This is a genomic window from Helicobacter pylori, assembly GCF_001653475.1.
Classification (GTDB): domain Bacteria; phylum Campylobacterota; class Campylobacteria; order Campylobacterales; family Helicobacteraceae; genus Helicobacter; species Helicobacter pylori_CM.
Window position 1 is genome coordinate 80685 of the sequence record NZ_CP011487.1, and the last position, 22220, is coordinate 102904.

Sequence of the window (22220 nt, forward strand, 5' to 3'; positions counted from 1 at the left end):
AATCATTCCTCCGCCAATCAAACCCCCACTTCAGACCACTCAGCGCGTTTGTCTAAAAAAACGCGTGCTAAATTCTGCGCGCCCTCTAAAGTGTGGTTAGCCGCCCAACCGCATTGCTTTTCATTGCTGGCAGGTACTTCTGTAGCCTTTAACACATCTTGCATCGTCTTTTCTAAAACCTCTAAAATCTCTGTGTAATTGTCATGGTTTAACACCGTGAGATAAAATCCCGTTTGGCAACCCATAGGCGACCAATCCACAACATAACTGGCATGGTTACGGATAATCTCAGCGACCAAATGCTCTAAAGAGTGTAAGCTTGGCATGTCCATGTGATCTTTGTTGGGCTGTTTGAAGCGCACATCGTATTTGACGATTAAATCCCCATTAACGCCCTTTTTGCGATCGGCGATACGCACATAAGGGGCTTTGACTTTGGTGTGATCCAAATTAAAACTCTCTACATTCATTTTTGGTGTTTTCATTTTAACTCCTTTAGTTTATAAATAGTAACTTTAGCTTATTTTAGTGAACGCTTGCTCTAAATCTTCTAACAAATCCTGCTCATGCTCAATCCCTACAGACAAGCGCACCAGGCCATCTCTAATCCCTGCAGCTTCTCGTTGTGTTTTAGGGATACACGCATGGGTCATAAACGCTGGAATCCCCACCAAACTTTCCACCCCGCCCAAACTCTCACCTAAAATGAATAGCTTAAGGCTTTCTACAAAAGTAAGCGCCTCGCTGTCATTTTTGAGAGTGAAAGAGAGCATCCCACTAAAGCCACGCATCTGGGCTTTGGCTAGCTCGTGGTTAGGGTGAGTGGGCAAGCCCGGGTAATAAACCCTTTCTACTTTAGGGTGTTTTTCTAAAAACTCAGCCACGCAAAGGGCGTTTTTTTGATGGGCTTCCATGCGTAATCCTAGCGTTTTAATCCCTCTTTGCAACAGCCAACTGTCTTGGGGACTTAAAACCCCACCGATAGCGTTTTGGAAAAAAGCGATTTCTTGGGCTAGCGCTTCATTATTAGTGGTTACAAGCCCGGCGACTACATCGCTATGACCGCCTAAGTATTTTGTACCGCTATGCGCTACAATGTCTGCTCCCAAAAGAAGCGGGTTTTGGCAATAGGGGGTGGCAAAGGTGTTATCCACGATAGTGAGCAAACCATGATCTTTAGCAACACTAGTGCATTGCACTAAATCCGTGATTTTAAGCAAGGGGTTACTAGGGGTTTCTAAATAAAGGGCTTTGGTGTTGGGCTTGATAGCCTTTTTGATTTGGGATATATCGCTAGTGTCTATAATGGTGTAAGAAAGCCCGTTTTTGACAAGCACTTTGTTGAACAAGCGAAAAGTCCCCCCATAAACATCATCGCCTAATAACACATGATCGCCTGATTGCAAGAGGGAAAAAACGGCGTGGATCCCAGCTAAACCAGAAGCAAAAGCAAACCCCTTAACCCCCCCTTCTAAATCAGCGATGAGTTCTTCTAAAGCAAAGCGTGTGGGGTTGCCTGAGCGGGAGTATTCATAGCCCTTATGGCGGCCTATGGCGTCTTGGCGGTAGGTGGAAGTTTGATAAATAGGCACGCTCACCGCCCCCGTTGTCGCATCCTCACTAATGCCCCCATGGATTAGTTTTGTTTGCATGCGCATGGTTTTTCCTTGTTTATGAATTTATGAATAAATACCTTTAGAAAGATAACGATCGGCAACATCCGGGAAAATGGTTAAAACCTGGCTGCCTTCTGGGAGGCGTTGCACTTCTTTCAATGCTGCTACAAAAGCCGCCCCGCTAGAGCTCCCCACCAATAAGCCGTTTTTCTTGGCTAACTCCCTAGTGTAGTTAAAACCCTCTGCATCTGAGATCGTTTCAAAGCCATCAATATCCAGGTTTGCAAAAAAAGGAGGGATAAACTCCACGCCAATGCCCTCAATCTCATGAGGCCCAGGCTCTCCCCCATTCAAAATAGAACCCTCTGGCTCCACCCCAATCAAGCGAATCGTAGGGATGCGTTCTTTCAAATACCTAGCCGTGCCCGCAAAAGTGCCACCACTCCCTATCCCGGCTACAAAGCTCGTAAGCCCTGTGCCTAATTCTTGGACAATCTCAGGGGCTAGGGTGTGGTAGTAAGCGGCGGGATTATCAGGGTTTTCAAATTGCAAGGGCAAATAGCTATCAGGGATACTTTCGGCTAACTCTTTACTTTTTTTAATAGCGCCAGAAATCCCCTCACTAGTAGGTGTGTTGATCACCAAAGCCCCCAAAGCCCTCATGATTTGTTGTTTTTCTGTGCTGAATTTTTCCGGGACAACAAAGATGGTTTTAAGGTGGTGCTTGATTGCGACTAAGGCTAGAGCGATGCCGGTATTGCCTGCGGTAGGCTCAATGATGGTCGTTTTAGAAGTGATTTTACCTATTCTAAACCCTTCTTCTATAAGGTATTGGCCTAAGCGATCTTTAACGCTCCCTCCTGGGTTTAAATGCTCTAGTTTGGCGTAAATGGCGGACTTTGTGGGAATGGGGTAATCCTTGCTGGTGAATTTAAAAACGGGAGTGCGGCCTATGGCGTCTTGCATGGTGGTGATAATCATCATTCCTCCTAAAGATAACAATAACTCAATTTTGCGATTATGCCTAAACTCATTAAATGGAGTAAAATTGATAGTAGAATGTTGGTGTCGGTAAAATAAATCTATGCTTTGAGCCATCAATCGCTTTTGCTATCAGGATATTTTTAGGGGATTACCAAGAGATCTATGACGATTTAGAAGCCAATCTTGAAAATATTACCAACGATTTTTTACACTTTGCTAACGAATTCAATCAAATCCCCGCTGCGTACTTTGAATTAGAGCCATCTAGCAAAAGCCATTGAGAAACAACCCTATACAAAAAAGGAATTCCCCCATAAGGGATTTCCCTAAAATCTTGCCAACGCTTTTTAAATTAAACCTTGAAAGCTATCGCTTAATTAAATCAAGCTTTGGTATTTTGATTAAAAAACGCTTTGAGTGTTTTTTAGATTTTGCAATCAATATCCCATTGATGAAAATGAGAAAAGCAAGCGGGTTTTCATTAAAACCGCCCGCTTAAAAGAAGTTTTTAAAAGCGTTTCACTCCACTTCCGCATCAATCACATCATCGTCTTTTTTCTTGGGTTGCTCGGCGTTGTTTTTATTCGCCATAGCTTCGCCTAATTTTTGAGCCGCTTGCACTAATGATTTCGTTTTGTCTTCAAGCTCAGCTTTAGTAGCGTTATCGTTTTTGACGCAATCTTTAATGGCGTTAATGGCGTTTTGGATCTCGTTAGCGTCGTTTTCATTCAAATTGGTCTTATGCTCATCAAGGCTTTTTTGGGTTTGGTGCGCCAAACTATCGGCATGGTTTCTCGCTTCAATCACTTCTTTTTTCCTAGCATCTTCTTCTTTGTGCAATTCAGCGTCTTTAACCATTTTTTCAATTTCGCTATCAGACAACCCGCTAGAGCCAGAAATTTTAATCTCTTGGCTTTTACCGGTATTTTTATCTTGAGCTGACACGGTTAAAATCCCGTTAGCGTCAATATCAAAGGTTACTTCAATTTGCGGCACGCCTCTTGGAGCTGGAGCGATGCCTTGCAAATCAAATTTACCCAAAGATTTATTATCCCTTGCCAAATCCCTTTCGCCTTGTAAAACCATAATGGACACAGCAGGCTGGTTGTCTTCAGCGGTTGAGAACACTTGAGATTTTTTCGCCGGAATAGTCGTGCCTCTATCAATCACTTTAGTCATCACGCCCCCTAAAGTTTCAATCCCAAGGCTTAAGGGCGTAACATCTAATAAAAGCACATCTTTCACATCGCCTTTCAACACGCCCCCTTGAATGCTCGCTCCCACCGCTACGACTTCATCAGGATTGACGCTTTTATTCAAATCTTTATGGATAAACGCTTTCACCCTTTCTTGGACTTTAGGGATACGAGTGGAGCCGCCTACCATCACCACTTCTGAAATCTCATTTTTGGTTAGCCCTGCGTCTTTGATCACGCTTTCAATTTTAGAAATCGTTTCTTCCACTAGATCTTCTGTCAAGCTTTCAAATTTAGCCCTAGTGAGTTTTTTAACCAAGTGTTTAGGCCCAGTAGCGTCCGCTGTGATAAAGGGTAAATTGATTTCAGTCTCCATTGCAGAGCTCAATTCTTTTTTAGCGTTTTCAGCCGCTTCTTTCAAGCGTTGCAACGCCATCACATCGTTTTTAATTTCAATGCCCGTTTCGCTTTTAAACTCAAGCGCTAAGAAATCAATCACACGATTGTCAAAATCATCACCCCCTAAAAACGCATCGCCCCCTGTGGCTAAAACTTCTACGACATTATCGCCTGTTTCTAAAACGGTAACATCAAAAGTTCCCCCACCCAAATCATAAACCATGATTTTTTCGCTCTCTTTTTTATCCAAGCCATAAGCTAACGCCGCGCTTGTAGGCTCATTGATGATTCTTAAAACATTAAGCCCTGCAATCGTGCCGGCTTCTTTAGTCGCTTTTCTTTGGCTGTCGTTAAAATAAGCCGGAACCGTGATAACCGCTTCAGTAACGCTCTCGCCTAAATAACTTTCAGCGTCTTCTTTGAGCTTCATTAAAATTTTGGCTGAAATCTCTTGAGGGGTATAAACTTTACCCGAAATCTCAATCGCGCAAGCCCCATTCCTATCCACAATCTTATAAGGCAAGCGTTTTTCAGCTTCTTTAGCCTTATCTTCATTAAACATCAAACCCATGATTCTTTTAATAGAATAAATGGTTTTTTCTGGGTTGGTTACCGCTTGTCTTTTCGCGCTCTCGCCCACTAAAATCTCGCCCTTATCCGTAAAGGCTACAATAGAAGGAGTGGTGTTTTTACCCTCTTTATTGGCAATAATTTTTGCCTCATTGCCTTCGTACACCGCCATTGCGGAGTTGGTTGTCCCTAAATCAATTCCAATAACTTTTCCCATAGTATTATCCTTTCTTTTAAAATAAATGTTTTTAATCGTTTTTAGCAATGCTCACCATTGCCGGTCTCAAAACCCTACCCTTATACTTGTAGCCCTGTTGCAAAACTTGCACGATTTTCCCGTTTTCTTTTTCTTCGCTTTTGACTTGCATGATCGCATTGTGGAAATTGGGATCAAATTCCTCTAAGCATTCAATCCCTTCAATGCCATGCCTTGCCAAAACTTCATGCAACTTTTCCATCGTAAGCTCCAAGCCCTTGGTTAAAGCACTCTCTTTATCCACTTCTATAGCGCTTCTATGAGCCCCAAGAAGCGCATCAATCACTGGCAATAGATCCAATGCGATTTTTTCATACGCATACTCTAACGCCATGCTCTTGTCTCTTTCTAAGCGCTTTTTCACATTTTCAAAATCCGCATGCACTCTTAAGTATTTTTCGTGCATTTCTTTATATTTAAGCTCAAATTCTTCCTTGATCTCGCATTCTTTTTCGCTCGCTTCTTGTTTTTCTCCACCTTGTTGTTCTTTGCAAGCGCAAGGATTTTCACAAGACTCTAGATTTTTTTGGCTTAAATGATCGTGTTCTTGGTTATGTTCATCTTTCATTATTCCTCCTTAGAAATCATTTGAAAAAACCCTTCATAATCGCATTCCAATTTCCCCACGCAAAGTAGCTGCATCCGCTTGTTTTGAAATTCTATAGGGCGCATTATTAGCATGCAATCAGGCTCTATAAAATGCAAACCCTTTTTCAAACGCTCTAAAACCTTACCCCCTAAAATGTCAAAAAATAAAGGGCTGTTTAAAAGCGTTTTTAACCCCATTAGATTAAAGCGCGTAATTTGCGTGTTGGAATACTCCAAACGCTCTAATTGTCTGGCCAAACTCAACGCATTGACAGAAGCAGCGATTGAGCGCACTTCTCCAACGCTTCTACCCACAAGCTCTAATAAAAACTTCTCCATTTTAACGCTGTAACCCACCGCACAAGAAAACGCCAAAAAGTCCAAAATTAAAAAGCGTTTTTCGCACTCAATGACTCTTTCTAAACGCTCCAAACTGGGTTTTTTCAACAGCGTAAAAAGCCCAAAATTTTCACTCGCACTTTTCAGGCGTTTTTCATTCACCTTTAAAGCTTCAAAGCGCAACGATTTTTGCCAATAGTTTTCAAACGCCTTAAAAGTAGGCAATCTAGCACCGCTAGAATGGGCTTGATAAAGCATGCCCTCTTTAGAAAGGATTTGAAAATAATTCCTGATCGTCGCGCAAGATATTTTCAAGTTTGCCAACTCTTTTAAGCGTTTAGAACTAATGGGTTCTAAAATCTGCAGATAGGTTTTAACAAACGCATCTAACAAACTCTCTTTTTTATTCAAATTAGAACCTACTTTAATTCTTCTTAACATCATTATTTGAAAAATCTCGTCAATCACCATTCTTGATGAAAGAACCCTCGCATTATAGCATAAAAAGTTAATAATCTATCACTTGTTTTAAAAAAGTGATAAAAATTACCCGATTTTTCTTTAAAGTTTAGTCTGTATCACTAAATTTATTTACTAGTATTAAATTAGGATTTTTTATAGAGTTAATTTAATTTAGATCTATTGGGCAACTAATAACTTTTATTAAAAAAACTTGTTATCATGGCAAGCATGAACACACACACAAGAGGCATTGACAGCGGGCTGATTCATTCGCTCCAAAGCATTTCATTATCCATGTTCAGAAAAGGTTTTTTTGGGCTTTATCAAGGCTCTATTTCAGCACGCATTGGCACCAATCAATTTGTGATCAATAAAAGAAACGCTGTTTTTGATCAATTGAATGAAAACACCTTACTGGTTTTGCATGACAAGATAGATTACCGCTGGAAAGAAGCAAGCTTGGATTCGCCCATTCATGCGAGCGTGTATAGGGAGTTTTTGGACGCTAAATTCATCGCTTACGCGCGCCCTCCTTATAGCTTGGCGTATTCCTTGCGCCACAACCGATTGCTCCCTAGAGATTATTTAGGGTATCGTTCTTTGGGCGAAGAAATCGCCATTTTTAACCCCAAAGACTATGACAGCTGGCAAGAAAGAGCGGATACAGAAATTTTACGCCAACTCCAAGAGAGCAAAAAATATTTTGTTTTCATTAAGGGGTGTGGGATTTTTGCCTACCACAGGGAGCTTTCTAAACTCATGGAAGTTTTTGATCTGATTGAAAACTCATGCAAGGTTTTACGACTAGGCGATTTAATGGATTGTTGCTATAATGATGATCCACGATTGAGCGTGTAAAAAGCTAAAAAGGATAAAGCATGACCATCAACACCCGTTACACCCCTAATTTCACACAGCTCCAAACCTTGAACAATATCAATAATGACGCAACCATAAAGGACAGGAATCAAGTAGAGCAAGATCTACAACAAAGCAGCGTTCAAGATGGTTTCAGCCAAGATGATACGCAAAACGCCCCTGATTTTGATCGATTACAAGCTTTAAACGCTATCAATAACGACGGCGGGATTAAAGATAGATCCCAAGTTGAGAAAAGCCTTGTTGGTGGTGAAAATACCCCTGAAATGTATTCCAACCTAGACACATACGCTTAAAGATACACATTTAAAAAGGGGTTTTACCATTCTTTCAAAGCCATTTTGATCGCTTCTATCACGCAATCAATCCCACCCGCTAAACTAAAAAGCCAGTATTTGTGCACATAAATGTATTCTAATTGCTTAGCCCTTAATTCGTCTTCATTATTCGTTTTTTTACACACGATTTCAGCGATATGCAATTCCTGGTGGAAGATGTAAGATTGTATCGCATCCATAAAATACGAATTGAATCGCTTGTCATCAAAAAGCTCTTTAATGTTATCAATTTCAGCGCTCAAATTTTCTAATTTTTTAAAGTCCAACTCTTCTAATTTTTTTTCTTCATGAAGCTTTTCCACTTCTTCTAAAAATCGCGCCACTTTCAAAAACACTTCTTCAACTTGGGTTTTTTTCTCATGGGCGTATTTGATGATTTCTTCGCATTTTTGCTCAGCAATCTTTAAATTTTTAGCCTGTTCTGATTGAGTGGGATAAATCAGATTGATAGGAGGCTTTGGCTTGGATTTATCTATTTTTTCGCACACTTCTTTAAAGGGCATTTCTTTAGTCCCTTTAATCCTAGCCCCCCCTTCAGTAGCATTAATGACTTCTAGTTTATAGGGCGTGTTAAAAATATCTTTTTCAAAAAATTCTAAGAAAAGTTTCCACACTAAAGTGGTTTCTACTTCCCCATCACCCCCATATTTTTCTATAAAGATCTTGTCTTTATCTTTTTTAGGCTTGATCTCTCTATCGCCATAAATCGCCCCACTAGCGTGGCTGTTACCGCTTTGTGAAAAGCTCAAATCTTGCCCGATAAACACGCATCTTTTGAAACGAGAATGCACCACTAATTCATACGCCATGTTCGCTGCGCTCATGCCTATGCCCACATAGCCATACTGGTGCAAATCAAAAAGGTTGGTGTAACCAAAGGGGCGGAAACTGAATTGTTTAACTCCTTTTTTAATCGCTTTAATCAATCGTTTATGCACAATGGAAGTCAGAGCAAAAATAACGCCTTCTTGAAAATCTAAGGGGGTTTCTTCGTAAAATTTCGCCGTTAAATCCACCCTTTCTAAAGACAGCACAATATCAGGCTTGATACCGGCTCTGGCTAAAATAGGGAAAGAAGCGTCTATACAAAAAAGCGTTGCGTAAGGAGCGATTTCTTTTAAAAGGGGGAGCTGCTTGTTCAAACTGGGCCCGGTTGAAACAATAATAGCGGTGTCTCTGTTTTTTAAAGTGCTCACAAAATCCACTAAACTAGGGCTTTTGATGACTTCAGGCAAATTAGCGGCATGCTGTTTGATGCCTATAAGTGCGTCTTTAGCGTCATTGCCTACGCTAATAGCACCATGCTCTAAAGCGCGCGTGAAATGCTGGTTGATTTCTATCATTTGACTGGAGTATCGTTCGTAATAAGCGTTAAAAAGTTTTAAATCATACATTCTTGCGTATAAACGAGACTTTTTATCCATATCAAATAATGAAGCGATCATGTTGTAATTGCAAAAACTAGCATGCAATAAAATCAAACGATTTTCTAAAATCTCAGTGGAAAAATCCAAAAGATTCAGCACAATGAAAATAATCTCTATTTCAGGCTCAATGACCACCAAGCGTTTTAAATTTTCATTGCCTAAAAGCAAGCGATAAAACACCCCATTACCCAAGCCAAAATAATACAAATAAGGATAGAGCATGTAAATTTCACTATTTTGGTATAGCTCTAAGCTTGAATCTAGCGGGCTTTTTTCAAATAAGGGCGTGTTGGTTTCTTTATCTAATAGGTTGAAATTCGCGCTATCATTCCCTAAAAACACTTCGTATTTTTTGTTTTCTTTAACGGCTTTGAGTCGTGTGAACAAAAGAGGGTCTTTTTTGAAAAGAGCTTGTAAGTTTTTTTGATAAATATCCATCATTCTAACTTATAAAAATAATTTATAAGAAGGGCTAACGCCCCTTTGAATTAAAAGGGCTGTTATTGTAAAAGCCTTAAGACATTTTGTTGCACCGCATTCGCTTGCGCCATAGCAAAACTCCCGCTTTGCGCCAAAATATTGTATTTAGAAAAGTTCGCGCTTTCTTCAGCAAAATCCACATCCCTGATTTGAGATTCAGCCGCTTTAACATTCACTTGGGTTACAGAAATATTATTGATGGTTGTAACCAATTCCATTTGCACCGAACCCATATCAGAGCGGATCTTGTCTAATTGCGTGCGCGCTGAATCCGCCATGTCCATCACAATCATCGCCCCTTTAAGGCTTGTTACCCCAGCCCCTATACCTTGAGAATTGGTTTCAGCTTGCGCGCCATTAGCGTTCGCTCCAGCTGCTGAAGCCACATTCGCATCAAAAATACCTCTAACCGCTCTCAAATTCACGGTGTATTCTGCCACCCCTTGAGCGGAATGCAAACCCACATGGCTAAAATTCACACCGCTCACAATGATGTCTCTAGCGTCGGTTCTGGTCAAGGTTAAGCGCCCAATAACCGCATGCTGTGTCCCAGAAATCCCTGCAAAATTCCCTCCCCCAAAAACCTGACCGCTCGCGCTCGTTGCATGCACAGAAATCGCACGCCCATCAATGGAGTGTAAATTAATGCGCCCTTGAATATCCAAGCTCGCTTCCACGCCGGTCCTGTCTTTGACGGAGTTGATCGCATTAATCAATCTCCCGTCAGCGTCGTTTTTATGCACATCATTCACGGTCCCGATTTCTACGCCATTAATGGTAAGATCTCTCACGGTTCCTGATTGCACGGGAGTGCCACCGGTAGCCATGACATTATAAGAAGCCCTAACGCCTAAAGTGTTAGAAAAACGATTGATGATTTCGCTTAACGCTCCGATCCCAGTGCCAGCACTCGTAGAAATGCGCACGGTTTCAATCTTGTAATCATTCACGCCATTGACTTGTTTGAAATTCAATCCCACTTCAGTCAAGTTTTGTGCTGCCGCACTAGCGAGCATGCCTTCGCCACTAAAAGAAGAGGTTTCCATGCGCACATGCCCAATCTTATCCGAACTCGTTGAGCCAATAGACGCTTTAACCGTGGTGTTAGAATACGCGCCAATTTGAAATTCTTTGTTAGAAAAACTTCCTGAAAGCATTTGTTGACCGTTAAAGCTTGTGGTGTTAGCGATATTGTCTAGTTCTTCTAACAACCTTTGAATATCGCTCTGGAGTGCTCTTCGGCTTTCTAAAGTTTGCCCGTCTTGAGCGGCTTGAACGGCTTTGGTTTTAATGGTGTCTAAGATTTTGATTTGCTCATCCATCGCTTTATCAGCGGTTTGAACCATACCAATAGCGTCATTAGCGTTGCGGATCGCTTGACCCAAATTCGCGCTTTGACTCCTTAAGCTATCAGCGATCGCCATCCCACTAGAATCATCAGCGGCTTTATTGATCCTAAGCCCTGAGCTTAACTTTTCAAGCGAGCTTGAAAGGTTTCTGTTGTTTTGAACCCCTACCGCATGAGAAGTTAAAGCGGCGATATTGGTATTTATCCTAAAACTCATGTTTGCATCCTTTGCATAGATATTTGCTGTTAGTCAAGCAAAGGGTGTTCCAACTCTTTGATTTTGAGCACCGCTATAGTTTTTATGGTTTAATAGGGCGTTTAGTCAAAATTCTATGCTACAATCATTCATTAATAGGTATAAACATTCCATTAAAGGCGTTCAATGAAGCACCTTATTATTGTAGAATCCCCAGCAAAAGCTAAAACCATTAAAAATTTTTTGGATAAAAATTACGAAGTCATCGCCTCTAAAGGGCATGTTAGGGATTTATCCAAATTCGCTTTAGGCATTAAGATTGATGAAACAGGCTTTATCCCTAATTATGTCGTGGATAAAGATCATAAAGAGCTTGTCAAACAGATCATAGAGCTTTCTAAAAAAGCATCTACCACCTACATCGCTACTGATGAAGACAGAGAAGGGGAAGCGATAGGCTATCATGTGGCATGTTTGATTGGGGGGAAATTGGAGAGCTATCCTAGGATTGTTTTTCATGAGATCACGAAAAATGCGATTTTAAACGCTCTAAAAACCCCACGACAAATTGATATGTCTAAGGTCAATGCCCAACAAGCCAGACGCTTTTTAGATCGGATCGTGGGTTTTAAGCTCAGCTCGTTGATTGCATCAAAAATCACTAAAGGTTTGAGTGCTGGGAGGGTGCAGAGCGCGGCTTTAAAGCTTGTGATTGACAAAGAAAGGGAGATCAAAGCCTTTAAACCTTTAACCTACTTCACGCTAGACGCTTATTTTGAGTCGCATTTAGAAGCGCAACTCATTAGCTATAAGGGCAACAAACTCAAAGCCCAAGAGCTTATTGATGAAAAAAAAGCTCAAGAGATTAAAAACGAATTAGAAAAAGAAAGCTACGCTGTTTCTAGTATCGTTAAAAAATCTAAAAAATCCCCCACACCGCCCCCTTTCATGACTTCTACTTTACAGCAAAGCGCTTCCAGTCTTTTAGGCTTTTCACCCACAAAAACCATGAATATCGCTCAAAAATTGTATGAAGGCGTAGCCACCCCGCAAGGTGTTATGGGGGTGATCACTTACATGAGGACCGATAGCTTGAATATCGCTAAAGAAGCTTTAGAAGAAGCGAGGAATAAGATTTTAAAAGACTATGGCAAAGACTACTTACCCCCTAAAGCCAAAGTCTATTCCAGCAAGAATAAAAACGCCCAAGAAGCCCATGAAGCGATCAGGCCCACTTCTATTGTTTTAGAGCCAAACGCTTTAAAAGACTACCTTAAGCCTGAAGAATTAAAGCTCTATGCCTTAATTTACAAACGCTTCTTAGCTTCTCAAATGCAAGACGCTCTTTTTGAAAGCCAAAGCGTGGTTGTGGCTTGTGAAAAAGGCGAGTTTAAAGCGAGTGGCAGAAAACTCCTTTTTGATGGCTATTATAAAATTTTAGGCAATGAGGATAAGGACAAATTGCTCCCCAATTTGAAAGAAAATGACCCCATTAAATTAGAAAAACTAGAGAGCAACGCCCATGTTACAGAACCTCCAGTGCGCTATTCAGAAGCGAGTTTGATTAAAGTTTTAGAAAGTTTAGGCATAGGCAGACCCAGCACCTACGCCCCAACGATTTCCCTCTTGCAAAACAGAGACTACATCAAGGTAGAAAAAAAGCAAATCAGCGCTTTAGAGAGTGCTTTTAAGGTGATAGAAATTTTAGAAAAGCATTTTGAAGAAATCGTGGATTCCAAATTCAGCGCTTCTTTAGAAGAGGAATTAGACAATATCGCTCAAAATAAAGCCGACTATCAGCAAGTCTTAAAGGACTTTTACTACCCTTTTATGGATAAAATTGAAGCCGGGAAAAAGAATATCATCTCTCAAAAAGTGCATGAAAAAACCGGCGAATCATGCCCTAAATGCGGTGGGGAATTAGTCAAAAAAAATAGCCGTTATGGGGAGTTTATCGCTTGCAACAATTACCCTAAATGCAAATATGTCAAACAAACTGAAAACGCCAATGATGGAGTCAAGCAAGAATTGTGCGAAAAATGCGGAGGGGAAATGGTGCAAAAATTCAGCAGAAACGGGGCGTTTTTAGCTTGCAACAACTACCCTGAATGCAAAAACACCAAATCGCTAAAAAGCGCCCCTAACGCAAAAGAAGTCATAGAAGGCGTGAAATGCCCAGAATGCGGGGGGGATATTGCCTTAAAAAGGAGTAAAAAAGGCTCGTTTTATGGTTGCAACAATTACCCTAAATGCAATTTTTTATCCAACCATAAGCCCATCAATAAGCGTTGTGAAAAATGCCATTATTTGATGAGTGAAAGAATCTATCGCAAAAAAAAGGCGCATGAATGCATCCAGTGCAAAGAACGCGTATTTTTAGAAGGAGATAATGGCTAAAGAAAATTTGCCTATCGTTTTTGGGCCTGTTTTATCCAGGCGTTTTGGGAAGTCTTTGGGCGTGGATTTATCGCCCTCTAAAAAACAATGCAATTACAATTGTATTTATTGTGAGTTGGGTAAAGCCAAGCCTATTGAACGCATGGAAGAAGTGATAAAAGTGGAAACCTTGATTAGCGCCATTCAAAAAGCCTTAAACAACCTTACTGCCCCCATTGATGTTTTAACCATTACCGCTAATGGCGAACCCACGCTATACCCTCATTTATTAGAGCTTATCCAAAGCATCAAGCCTTTTTTAAAGGGCGTTAAAACTTTGATTTTAAGCAACGGATCACTATTTTATGAGCCAAAAGTCCAACAAGCCTTAAAGGAATTTGACATCGTTAAATTTTCTTTAGACGCTATTGATTTGAAAGCCTTTGAAAAAGTGGATAAGCCCTATTCTAAAGACATTGACAAGATTTTAGAGGGGATTTCACGCTTTTCTCAAATTTATCAAGGGCAACTGGTGGCTGAAGTGTTGCTAATTAAGGGCGTGAATGATAGCGCGAACAACTTAAAACTCATCGCTGCATTTTTAAAAAAAATCAATACCGCTAGAGTGGATTTAAGCACCATAGACAGACCCTCAAGCTTTAAAGCCCCTAAATTAAGCGAAGATGAATTATTAAAATGCTCTTCATTTTTTGAAGGGCTTTGTGTGAGTTTGCCTAAACGATCCACTGCTCAAGCCAAAAAATTGATTTCTTGCGGTATAGACGAATTGCTCGCTTTGATTTCCAGGCGCCCTTTAAGCGCAGAAGAAGCCCCCCTAATACTAGATCCTAACACCTTTAAGCATTTAGAAACTTTATTAAACCACCAACAAATTACGATTAAAAGAGTCGGCTCTTTGGAGTTTTATTGCGCGTTTTAACCTCCATTTGTAACCTTACTTTAGGGATAGCTTAAGCTTTTAAATGATTACCAAATAACGCCACAATACCATAAAAATGATCGCAAAAACCGACAGATAATTAAAAACTAATGTTTTTAACCGAGTTCTATCCCGCTCTTGTTCGCTCTGTCCCTAGCGTTATCCGCTTCCTTTTTTTCTTGTTCTAGTTCTATTTGTTTATCAATATCGCCAGCGCTACAAGCGGCTAATAATAAACTTGTCGCTATTGTTAATCCTGAATATTTCCACCAATTGATTTTATTCTCTTTCTCAGCTTGTTTGGATTTATCTTGGACTTTATCGTCTAATTCTTTTGCTCTCTTGCATGCAACACGGGTTAATACTACTAACGCCACATTGCTTTTCTTGGGATGTTTTTTTACAAGTTCTCTAACTTTCTTTACAATTTTTGTAAAAATCCCACCAATTGATCTGAGCATATTTTTAATGGTGCTCACTCGTTTAAAATGAGTCTCTTTATTTGTCTTTGTGTGAGCCATCTCTGTGTTCTTGCCAACTTTATTTGTTTTTCCTGTTTTTACTGATTCCATTACCAACCTTTTTTCAAAAAACAATTTCACCCATCAAAATCTTATTATTGTAGTGTATATAGTCATATTTAATCGTTATTAAACGATTGGTTTGAAAAATTGTAAGGGTCAATCCAATCAAGTTAGATCAACCCCTTTATTATCAAGGTGCAGTTAAGCCATGGCCTTTCAATTCTTTTTCTAACTTGGCTACAGCGTTCCAAGTGGGGATCACGCTATCAGGGTTTAGAGAAATGGAAGTGATGCCCTCTTTGACTAAAAACTCTGTTACTTCAGGGTAATCGCTTGGGGCTTGCCCGCAAATCCCGCAATATTTGTTGTGCCTTTTACAAGCTTCAATCGCTTTTTTAAACATTTTTAGCATCGCTTCATTCCTTTCATCAAAAACATGGCTGACTAATTCGCTGTCTCTATCCACGCCTAAAGTGAGCTGGGTTAAATCATTAGAGCCAATAGAAAAGCCATCAAACAAGCTTAAGAAATCATCAGCCAAAATGACATTCACCGGTAATTCGCACATGATATAAATTTCAAGCCCGTTTTTGCCGGATTCTAGATTGTTTTTTCTTAAGATTTCTAGGACTTTTTTACCCTCTTCAATGGTTCGCAAAAAGGGGATCATCACTTTCATGTTTGTCAAGCCCATTTCTTCTCTCACTAACGCTAAGGCTTCACACTCCCACGAAAACGCTTCATTATAGCTCTCTGAATAATACCGACTAGCCCCCCTATAACCAAGCATGGGGTTTTCTTCATTAGGCTCATAGCTAGAGCCGCCAAGCATGCGCATGTATTCATTGGATTTGAAATCGCTAGTCCTTACAATGACAGGTTTAGGGTAAAACGCTGCGCTGATCATGCCAATGCCTTCAGCGATTTTTTTCACAAAAAAATCTTTAGGGTTAGCATAGCCTGCCATAAGGTTTTCAATTTCATTTTTTTCTTTCACGCTTTTTTTGTGGTGCAAATCCACTAAGGCTAAAGGGTGGGCTTTGATTTGATTTAAAATAATCATTTCCATTCTAGCCAGCCCTACGCCGTGATTAGGGAGCTGAGAAAAGCTGAAGGCTTTTTCAGGGTTTCCAATATTGATATAAATTTTTGTTTGAGTTTCTTGCATGTTAGAAAGCTCCACCCTTTCAATTTCATGCTCATAAATGCCTGCATACACATAGCCCTCTTCGCCCTCAGTGCAAGAAACCGTGATTTCCATGCCGGTATAAAGGCTATCAGTCGCCCCGCTCACCCCAACAATAGCTGGCACGCCAATTTCTCTAGCCACAATAGCGGCATGGCAAGTGCGCCCTCCACGATTAGTGATAACCGCGCTCGCTTTTTTCATGCAAGGCTCCCAATCTGGGTCGGTGTTATCCGTAACTAAAATTTCGCCCTCTTTAAAAGAATTCATGTGCTCCAAATCATTGATGATGCGCACTTTTCCTGAGCCAATTTTACTCCCAATCGCTCTGCCTTGTAAGATAATCTCTTTCTTTTCGTTAGGGTTTTTGAATTTGAATTTTTCAAAGACTTGACTTTCTTCTTTGGTTTTTTGGCTTTGAACGGTTTCTGGGCGTGCTTGAACGATAAAGATTTCCCCACTATCGCCATCTTTAGCCCATTCTATATCCATAGGGCGGTATTGTTTGGCTTCTTTAGAGTAATGTTTTTCAATTTCAATGGCGTATTTGGCTAAAATCAGCACATCTTCATCGCTCAATGAAAAGGATTGCCATTCTTTTTTGGTGGTTTTAATGTTTCTGGTGGGGTGTTCACTACCCCTTGGGGCATAGACCATTTTTTGCGTTTTATTGCCGAGCTGCCGTTTGATAATGGGGCGTTTGTTTTGCTCTAAAGTAGGCTTAAACACATAAAATTCATCAGGGTTTATCGTGCCGCCCACCACATTTTCGCCTAACCCCCACGCTGAAGTGATAAACACCGCGTCTTTAAAACCGGTTTCGGTGTCAATAGAAAACATCACGCCCGCGCTGCCTTTATCCGCTCGCACCATTTTTTGCACCCCCACACTCAGCGCGACTTTTAAATGATCAAACCCGCGACTCGCTCTATAGCTAATCGCTCTGTCGGTAAAAAGCGACGCTAAACAAGATTTGATATAGTGGATCAATTCTGTTTTACCCTTAATGTTCAAATAAGTGTCTTGCTGCCCGGCAAAAGAAGCGTCCGGTAGATCTTCTGCAGTAGCGGAGCTCCTTACAGCCACATCGGCTTCTTTCATGTGGTATTGCTGGCTTAAAATTTCATAAGCTTGAAAAATCTCATCTCTTAAATCGCTAGGAAAAGGCGTGCCAAAAATAAGCTCTCTGATTTGTTTGGAGCGGATTTTTAACACATCAATCTCCGTGGCATCAACATTTTCTAAAAGCTCTATGATTTTTTGTTTAGCCCCCCCTTGCTCTAAAAGATACCAATACGCTTCGCTTGTAATAGCAAAGCCATCAGGCACTTTAATGCCAATAGGCACTAATTCTTGAAACATTTCACCAATACTAGCGTTCTTGCCCCCAACCAAATTCACATTCTTATTGTTCAACTCTTTGAAAAACTTGATATATCGCACAAAACTCCCTTAAAATTATCATTAAGTCTTTTAAAACATAAAGTATAACAATGATAGCATGATAGAGCTTTAGTTTTAGCTAGTTTGTATTCTAAGCTTTTTGATAAAGAGGTGTTCTTTTTGGTTTATGATTTTATAGTATAATAACCGATCAGTTAGGTATTTTTGAACAGAAAGGGTAGTTTTGTATAGGCGGTTGCTATTGAATTTGTTTTGTATGGTATTTTTACAAGCGTGTTTAAAGCCTATGAGCGACCCTAAAGCTGAGAAAGTGGATTCGCAAGTGCAATGCGGGTTTGGCTCAAAAGATTGCTAAATTTTAAGGTTTAAAGAAAGGAGATATAAGTTTTAAAGAATGAGTGCGGAACTGATTGCTGTTTATAAAGACGAGCAAATAATAGATTTAGAGAGCGCGAAAGTCTTGGGGCTGAGCGATGGGATTAAAGCGTTAAAAGGGACAGAGCCGATATATTTTGATGATTCGCCTTTGGCTTTAGAAGTGATCAGGCATTCATGTGCGCATTTGCTCGCGCAAAGCTTGAAAGCCCTTTATCCGGACGCGAAATTTTTTGTAGGTCCTGTGGTAGAAGAGGGGTTTTATTACGATTTCAAGACCGCTTCAAAAATCAGCGAAGAGGATTTGCCTAAAATTGAAGCGAAAATGAAAGAATTTGCGAAGTTAAAACTCGCTATCACTAAAGAGGTTTTAACCAGAGAGCAAGCCTTGGAGCGTTTTAAGGGCGATGAATTAAAGCATGCGGTCATGAGTAAAATCAGTGGCGATGCATTTGGCGTGTACCAACAAGGCGAGTTTGAAGATTTGTGTAAAGGGCCGCACCTCCCAAACACTCGTTTTTTAAACCATTTCAAGCTCACTAAATTGGCTGGAGCTTATTTGGGTGGCGATGAAAACAATGAAATGCTCATTAGAATCTATGGCATCGCTTTTGCCACCAAAGAGGGCTTAAAAGATTATCTTTTCCAAATAGAAGAAGCGAAAAAACGAGATCACAGAAAGCTAGGCATGGAGCTAGGGCTTTTTAGTTTTGATGACGAGATAGGGGCGGGCTTACCTTTATGGCTGCCTAAAGGGGCAAGAATCAGAAAACGCATTGAAGATTTATTGAGTAAAGCGTTACTTTTAAGAGGCTATGAGCCGGTTAAAGGCCCTGAGATTTTAAAGAGCGATGTGTGGAAAATCAGCGGGCATTATGACAACTATAAAGAAAACATGTATTTCACCACGATTGATGAGCAAGAATACGGCATAAAGCCTATGAATTGCGTGGGGCATATTAAAGTCTATCAAAGCACTTTGCACAGCTACAGAGATTTGCCCTTAAGGTTTTATGAATACGGCGTGGTGCATCGACATGAAAAAAGCGGCGTGTTGCATGGGCTTTTAAGGGTGAGAGAATTCACCCAAGACGATGCACATATTTTTTGTTCTTTTGAACAGATCCAAAGCGAAGTGAGCGCGATTTTAGATTTTACGCATAAGATCATGCAAGCGTTTGATTTTAGCTATGAAATGGAATTATCCACAAGGCCGGCTAAATCCATAGGCGATGATAAAGTTTGGGAAAAGGCCACTAACGCTTTAAAAGAAGCCCTAAAAGAGCACCGCATTGATTATAAGATTGATGAAGGGGGAGGGGCTTTCTATGGGCCTAAGATTGACATTAAAATCACTGATGCTTTAAAGCGTAAATGGCAGTGTGGCACGATTCAAGTGGATATGAATTTGCCTGAACGCTTCCAACTCGCTTTCACTAATGAGCGTAATCACGCTGAACAGCCGGTGATGATCCACAGAGCGATTTTAGGCTCGTTTGAAAGGTTTATTGCGATTTTGAGCGAACATTTTGGGGGGAATTTCCCTTTCTTTGTCGCACCCACTCAAATCGCTCTCATTCCTATTAATGAAGAGCATCATGTTTTTGCTTTGAAATTAAAAGAGGCACTAAAAAAGTGCGATATTTTTGTAGAAGTGTTGGATAAGAACGACAGCTTGAATAAAAAGGTGCGCTTAGCTGAAAAGCAAAAAATCCCTATGATTTTAGTGTTAGGGAATGAAGAAGTGGAGAGCGAAATTTTATCCATTAGAGACAGAGAAAAACAAGCTCAATATAAAATGCCCTTAAAGGAGTTTTTAAACATGGTTGAATCTAAGATGCAAGAGGTTAGTTTTTGAGTAGAAACGAAGCGTTGTTAAACGGAGACATTAATTTTAAAGAAGTGCGTTGCGTGGGCGATAATGGCGAAGTGTATGGGATTATTTCTTCCAAAGAAGCGCTAAATATCGCTCAAAATTTAGGTTTGGATTTGGTTTTGATTTCAGCGAGTGCGAAACCTCCCGTGTGTAAGGTGATGGATTATAATAAATTCCGCTACCAAAATGAAAAGAAAATCAAGGAAGCCAAGAAAAAGCAAAAGCAAATTGAAATCAAAGAGATCAAGCTTTCCACTCAAATCGCGCAAAACGATATTAACTACAAAGTCAAGCATGCGAGGGAATTTATTGAATCCAATAAGCATGTCAAATTCAAAGTGGTTTTAAAGGGTAGAGAGAGCCAAAACTCAAAAGCCGGGCTTGATGTGCTTTTTAGAGTCCAAAGCATGATGGAAGATTTAGCCAACCCTGAAAAAGAGCCAAAAACCGAGGGGCGTTTTGTTTCGTGGATGTTTGTGCCTAAGGCTAAAGAAGCCCCCAAAAACGAAAAAAAAACTAAAGAAAATAACCCGCCTTTTAATCGTATTAACCTTATGAAAGGAGAAAATCATGCCAAAAATGAAGACTAATCGTGGCGCGTATAAGCGTTTCAAAGTTAAAAAAAACTTGATTAAGCGTGGCAGTGCTTTTAAAAGTCATATTTTGACTAAAAAAAGCCCTAAGCGTAAAGCCAATCTAAACGCGCCAAAACATGTGCATCATACTAATGTGCATTCTGTCATGTCGTTGCTTTGCAGGGCTTAAGAATGCTCATTAGAAAGTGGAGTTAATCCCCTTATTTAAGGGAAAGTCGTTTCAAGAAACGCACCTAAAAATATTTTAAAAAGAAAGGTAAAGAAATGAGAGTTAAAACAGGCGTTGTGCGCAGAAGACGCCATAAAAAAGTCTTAAAACTCGCTAGAGGGTTTTATAGCGGCAGAAGAAAGCATTTTAGAAAGGCTAAAGAACAGCTTGAAAGAAGCATGTATTACGCCTTTAGGGATCGCAAACAAAAGAAAAGAGATTTTAGGAGTTTGTGGGTGGTAAGGATCAATGCGGCTTGCAGAATGCACAATACCAGTTATTCGCGCTTCATGCATGCCTTAAAAGTGGCTAACATTGAATTAGACCGCAAGGTTTTAGCAGACATGGCGATGAATGACATGCAAGCTTTTACAAGCGTGTTAGAGAGCGTAAAAGAGCATCTTTAATCTCTATTGGCTGTTAGGTTTTAGTTTTAGCCTAAAAAAGGTGAGAGGATTTAGGACCTTTTACTAAAAAGTTCCTAAAATTGATTTTTGTTTCAATTTATTCTCATTCAATTGCTATATTTAATCAAAAAGAAAGCAATTTTATAGTAGAATGTGGCATCTAGAACTCAAATAGAGAAAATGTAGAAGGAAGGAATACATGAAGAAATCTGTTATAGTAGGCACTATCTCTCTAGCAATGACAAGCTTGTTGTCAGCAGAGACCCCTAAGCAAGAAAAAGCTATTAAGACTAGCCCTACAAAAAAAGGTGAAAGAAATGCTGCTTTTATAGGGATTGATTACCAGTTGGGTATGCTCAGCACTACCGCTCAAAATTGTTCCCATGGGAATTGTAATGGTAATCAAAGTGGGGCTTATGGCTCTAATACGCCTAATATGCCTACAGCGTCAAATCCGACAGGAGGGCTTACCCATGGTGCTTTAGGGACTCGTGGGTATAAAGGCTTAAGCAACCAACAATACGCTATCAATGGTTTTGGGTTTGTTGTAGGATATAAGCATTTTTTTAAGAAATCCCCGCAATTTGGAATGCGTTATTACGGGTTCTTTGATTTTGCAAGCTCTTATTATAAGTATTACACTTATAATGATTATGGCATGAGAGACGCTCGCAAGGGTTCTCAAAATTTCATGTTTGGCTATGGGGCTGGAACAGATGTGTTGTTTAACCCAGCTATTTTCAATCGTGAGAACTTGCATTTTGGGTTTTTCGTTGGCGTTGCGATTGGTGGTACCTCTTGGGGTCCAACAAACTATTATTTCAAGGACCTAGCTGATGAATACAGAGGGAGTTTCCACCCGTCAAATTTCCAGGTCTTAGTTAATGGTGGGATTCGCTTGGGCACTAAACACCAAGGTTTTGAAATTGGCTTGAAAATCCAAACCATTCGCAACAATTATTATACTGCTAGTGCGGATAATGTTCCTGAAGGGGTTACTTATAAATTCACCTTTCACCGCCCCTATGCCTTTTATTGGCGTTACATTGTAAGCTTTTAAGGTGTTTTAGGGTTAATCTCATGGGGGCATAGAGAAGGGCTTTTGCTCTTTATAGCCTTTTATGGTTTTTTGGTATCAAAGCCGTTGTTTTAAAAAATCAATACGGCTACTTGGCAAAAATTAAAGTGCAATCCTTACAAGCGATTGAATTTACCACAACAGCACACAAACAAGTTTTTGAAAAATCAAA

The 22220-nt window shown here is 40.2% G+C and carries 18 protein-coding genes and 1 pseudogene; 9 read left to right on the top strand and 10 right to left on the bottom strand.

The genetic code is table 11. The features are described from left to right. Positions 1-17: 17 nt before the first annotated feature. The 6 genes from AA974_RS00385 to AA974_RS00415 form a co-directional block, all read right to left on the bottom strand. Complete coding sequence (locus AA974_RS00385) at positions 18-485, bottom strand: S-ribosylhomocysteine lyase (RefSeq protein ID WP_064432941.1); 468 nt, start codon at positions 483-485, stop codon at positions 18-20. Between the two features lie 30 nt (positions 486-515). Beyond that, positions 516-1658 (bottom strand): cystathionine gamma-synthase, encoded by a 1143-nt coding sequence (locus AA974_RS00390; protein ID WP_064432942.1) that lies wholly within the window; start codon positions 1656-1658, stop codon positions 516-518. A 21-nt stretch (positions 1659-1679) separates the two neighbouring features. Further along, positions 1680-2597: an O-acetylserine-dependent cystathionine beta-synthase gene (locus tag AA974_RS00395; protein WP_064432943.1), complete on the bottom strand. Its 918-nt coding sequence runs from the start codon at positions 2595-2597 to the stop codon at positions 1680-1682. Positions 2598-3119: 522 nt separating this feature from the next. After that, positions 3120-4982, bottom strand: a complete 1863-nt coding sequence (gene dnaK, locus AA974_RS00405) for a molecular chaperone DnaK (protein ID WP_064434030.1) — start codon at positions 4980-4982, stop codon at positions 3120-3122. A 31-nt stretch (positions 4983-5013) separates the two neighbouring features. Beyond that, on the bottom strand, positions 5014-5589 hold the full coding sequence (gene grpE, locus AA974_RS00410; RefSeq protein WP_064432945.1) for a nucleotide exchange factor GrpE: 576 nt from the start codon (positions 5587-5589) through the stop codon (positions 5014-5016). Beyond that, on the bottom strand, positions 5589-6419 hold the full coding sequence (locus AA974_RS00415; RefSeq protein WP_064432946.1) for an HrcA family transcriptional regulator: 831 nt from the start codon (positions 6417-6419) through the stop codon (positions 5589-5591). The genes grpE and AA974_RS00415 overlap by 1 nt, the downstream gene beginning before the upstream one ends. Positions 6420-6638: 219 nt before the next feature. Here AA974_RS00415 and AA974_RS00420 point away from each other — a divergent pair, with 219 nt between their 5' ends. Both AA974_RS00420 and AA974_RS00425 read left to right on the top strand, forming a co-directional pair. Then, positions 6639-7268, top strand: coding sequence for a class II aldolase and adducin N-terminal domain-containing protein (locus AA974_RS00420; protein WP_196207237.1), 630 nt, complete (start codon positions 6639-6641; stop codon positions 7266-7268). 20 nt (positions 7269-7288) lie between these two features. After that, positions 7289-7585: a hypothetical protein gene (locus tag AA974_RS00425; RefSeq protein ID WP_064432948.1), complete on the top strand. Its 297-nt coding sequence runs from the start codon at positions 7289-7291 to the stop codon at positions 7583-7585. 23 nt (positions 7586-7608) lie between these two features. Here AA974_RS00425 and AA974_RS00430 read toward each other — a convergent pair whose 3' ends face one another. Further along, positions 7609-9492 carry a motility associated factor glycosyltransferase family protein gene (locus AA974_RS00430; RefSeq protein WP_064432949.1) on the bottom strand — a complete coding sequence of 628 codons (1884 nt, stop codon included), beginning with the start codon at positions 9490-9492 and terminating at the stop codon, positions 7609-7611. A 62-nt stretch (positions 9493-9554) separates the two neighbouring features. Further along, positions 9555-11099 carry a flagellin B gene (locus AA974_RS00435; RefSeq protein WP_064432950.1) on the bottom strand — a complete coding sequence of 515 codons (1545 nt, stop codon included), beginning with the start codon at positions 11097-11099 and terminating at the stop codon, positions 9555-9557. 165 nt (positions 11100-11264) lie between these two features. Between AA974_RS00435 and topA the strand changes: the two genes are divergently transcribed. Beyond that, on the top strand, positions 11265-13475 hold the full coding sequence (gene topA / locus AA974_RS00440) for a type I DNA topoisomerase (RefSeq protein WP_064432951.1): 2211 nt from the start codon (positions 11265-11267) through the stop codon (positions 13473-13475). Then, positions 13468-14394, top strand: a complete 927-nt coding sequence (locus AA974_RS00445; protein ID WP_064432952.1) for a radical SAM protein — start codon at positions 13468-13470, stop codon at positions 14392-14394. Before topA ends, AA974_RS00445 begins: the two co-directional genes overlap by 8 nt. A gap of 122 nt (positions 14395-14516) precedes the next feature. Here AA974_RS00445 and AA974_RS00450 read toward each other — a convergent pair. Both AA974_RS00450 and ppsA read right to left on the bottom strand, forming a co-directional pair. Continuing rightward, positions 14517-14966, bottom strand: a pseudogene (locus AA974_RS00450) (DUF874 family protein); the annotation flags it as partial. 142 nt (positions 14967-15108) lie between these two features. Next, complete coding sequence (gene ppsA / locus AA974_RS00455; RefSeq protein ID WP_064432953.1) at positions 15109-17547, bottom strand: pyruvate, water dikinase; 2439 nt, start codon at positions 17545-17547, stop codon at positions 15109-15111. 355 nt (positions 17548-17902) lie between these two features. Between ppsA and thrS the strand changes: the two genes are divergently transcribed. From thrS to AA974_RS00485, 5 genes are all read left to right on the top strand, one after another. Next, complete coding sequence (gene thrS, locus AA974_RS00465) at positions 17903-19741, top strand: threonine--tRNA ligase (RefSeq protein ID WP_064432954.1); 1839 nt, start codon at positions 17903-17905, stop codon at positions 19739-19741. Next, the gene (infC, locus tag AA974_RS00470; protein ID WP_064432955.1) at positions 19738-20349 is read left to right on the top strand and encodes a translation initiation factor IF-3; all 612 of its coding nucleotides are present in this window, start codon (positions 19738-19740) and stop codon (positions 20347-20349) included. Before thrS ends, infC begins: the two co-directional genes overlap by 4 nt. Then, on the top strand, positions 20330-20524 hold the full coding sequence (gene rpmI / locus AA974_RS00475) for a 50S ribosomal protein L35 (protein WP_064432956.1): 195 nt from the start codon (positions 20330-20332) through the stop codon (positions 20522-20524). The genes infC and rpmI overlap by 20 nt, the downstream gene beginning before the upstream one ends. 95 nt (positions 20525-20619) lie before the next feature. Beyond that, on the top strand, positions 20620-20970 hold the full coding sequence (rplT, locus tag AA974_RS00480) for a 50S ribosomal protein L20 (protein WP_001264150.1): 351 nt from the start codon (positions 20620-20622) through the stop codon (positions 20968-20970). A gap of 199 nt (positions 20971-21169) precedes the next feature. After that, positions 21170-22030 (top strand): outer membrane protein, encoded by an 861-nt coding sequence (locus tag AA974_RS00485; protein ID WP_064432957.1) that lies wholly within the window; start codon positions 21170-21172, stop codon positions 22028-22030. Positions 22031-22220: the final 190 nt, after the last annotated feature.

What these genes read in the sequence shown, in the direction of transcription:
- AA974_RS00485 (WP_064432957.1), top strand. Translation starts at nt 21,170, where the DNA reads ATGAAGAAATCTGTTATAGTAGGCACTATCTCTCTAGCAATGACAAGC.
- dnaK (WP_064434030.1), bottom strand. Translation starts at nt 4,982, where the DNA reads ATGGGAAAAGTTATTGGAATTGATTTAGGGACAACCAACTCCGCAATG.
- AA974_RS00445 (WP_064432952.1), top strand. Translation starts at nt 13,468, where the DNA reads ATGGCTAAAGAAAATTTGCCTATCGTTTTTGGGCCTGTTTTATCCAGG.
- thrS (WP_064432954.1), top strand. Translation starts at nt 17,903, where the DNA reads ATGAGTGCGGAACTGATTGCTGTTTATAAAGACGAGCAAATAATAGAT.
- AA974_RS00390 (WP_064432942.1), bottom strand. Translation starts at nt 1,658, where the DNA reads ATGCGCATGCAAACAAAACTAATCCATGGGGGCATTAGTGAGGATGCG.
- grpE (WP_064432945.1), bottom strand. Translation starts at nt 5,589, where the DNA reads ATGAAAGATGAACATAACCAAGAACACGATCATTTAAGCCAAAAAAAT.
- AA974_RS00415 (WP_064432946.1), bottom strand. Translation starts at nt 6,419, where the DNA reads ATGGTGATTGACGAGATTTTTCAAATAATGATGTTAAGAAGAATTAAA.
- AA974_RS00420 (WP_196207237.1), top strand. Translation starts at nt 6,639, where the DNA reads ATGAACACACACACAAGAGGCATTGACAGCGGGCTGATTCATTCGCTC.
- AA974_RS00435 (WP_064432950.1), bottom strand. Translation starts at nt 11,099, where the DNA reads ATGAGTTTTAGGATAAATACCAATATCGCCGCTTTAACTTCTCATGCG.
- topA (WP_064432951.1), top strand. Translation starts at nt 11,265, where the DNA reads ATGAAGCACCTTATTATTGTAGAATCCCCAGCAAAAGCTAAAACCATT.
- AA974_RS00425 (WP_064432948.1), top strand. Translation starts at nt 7,289, where the DNA reads ATGACCATCAACACCCGTTACACCCCTAATTTCACACAGCTCCAAACC.
- rpmI (WP_064432956.1), top strand. Translation starts at nt 20,330, where the DNA reads ATGCCAAAAATGAAGACTAATCGTGGCGCGTATAAGCGTTTCAAAGTT.
- AA974_RS00385 (WP_064432941.1), bottom strand. Translation starts at nt 485, where the DNA reads ATGAAAACACCAAAAATGAATGTAGAGAGTTTTAATTTGGATCACACC.
- AA974_RS00430 (WP_064432949.1), bottom strand. Translation starts at nt 9,492, where the DNA reads ATGGATATTTATCAAAAAAACTTACAAGCTCTTTTCAAAAAAGACCCT.
- rplT (WP_001264150.1), top strand. Translation starts at nt 20,620, where the DNA reads ATGAGAGTTAAAACAGGCGTTGTGCGCAGAAGACGCCATAAAAAAGTC.
- AA974_RS00395 (WP_064432943.1), bottom strand. Translation starts at nt 2,597, where the DNA reads ATGATTATCACCACCATGCAAGACGCCATAGGCCGCACTCCCGTTTTT.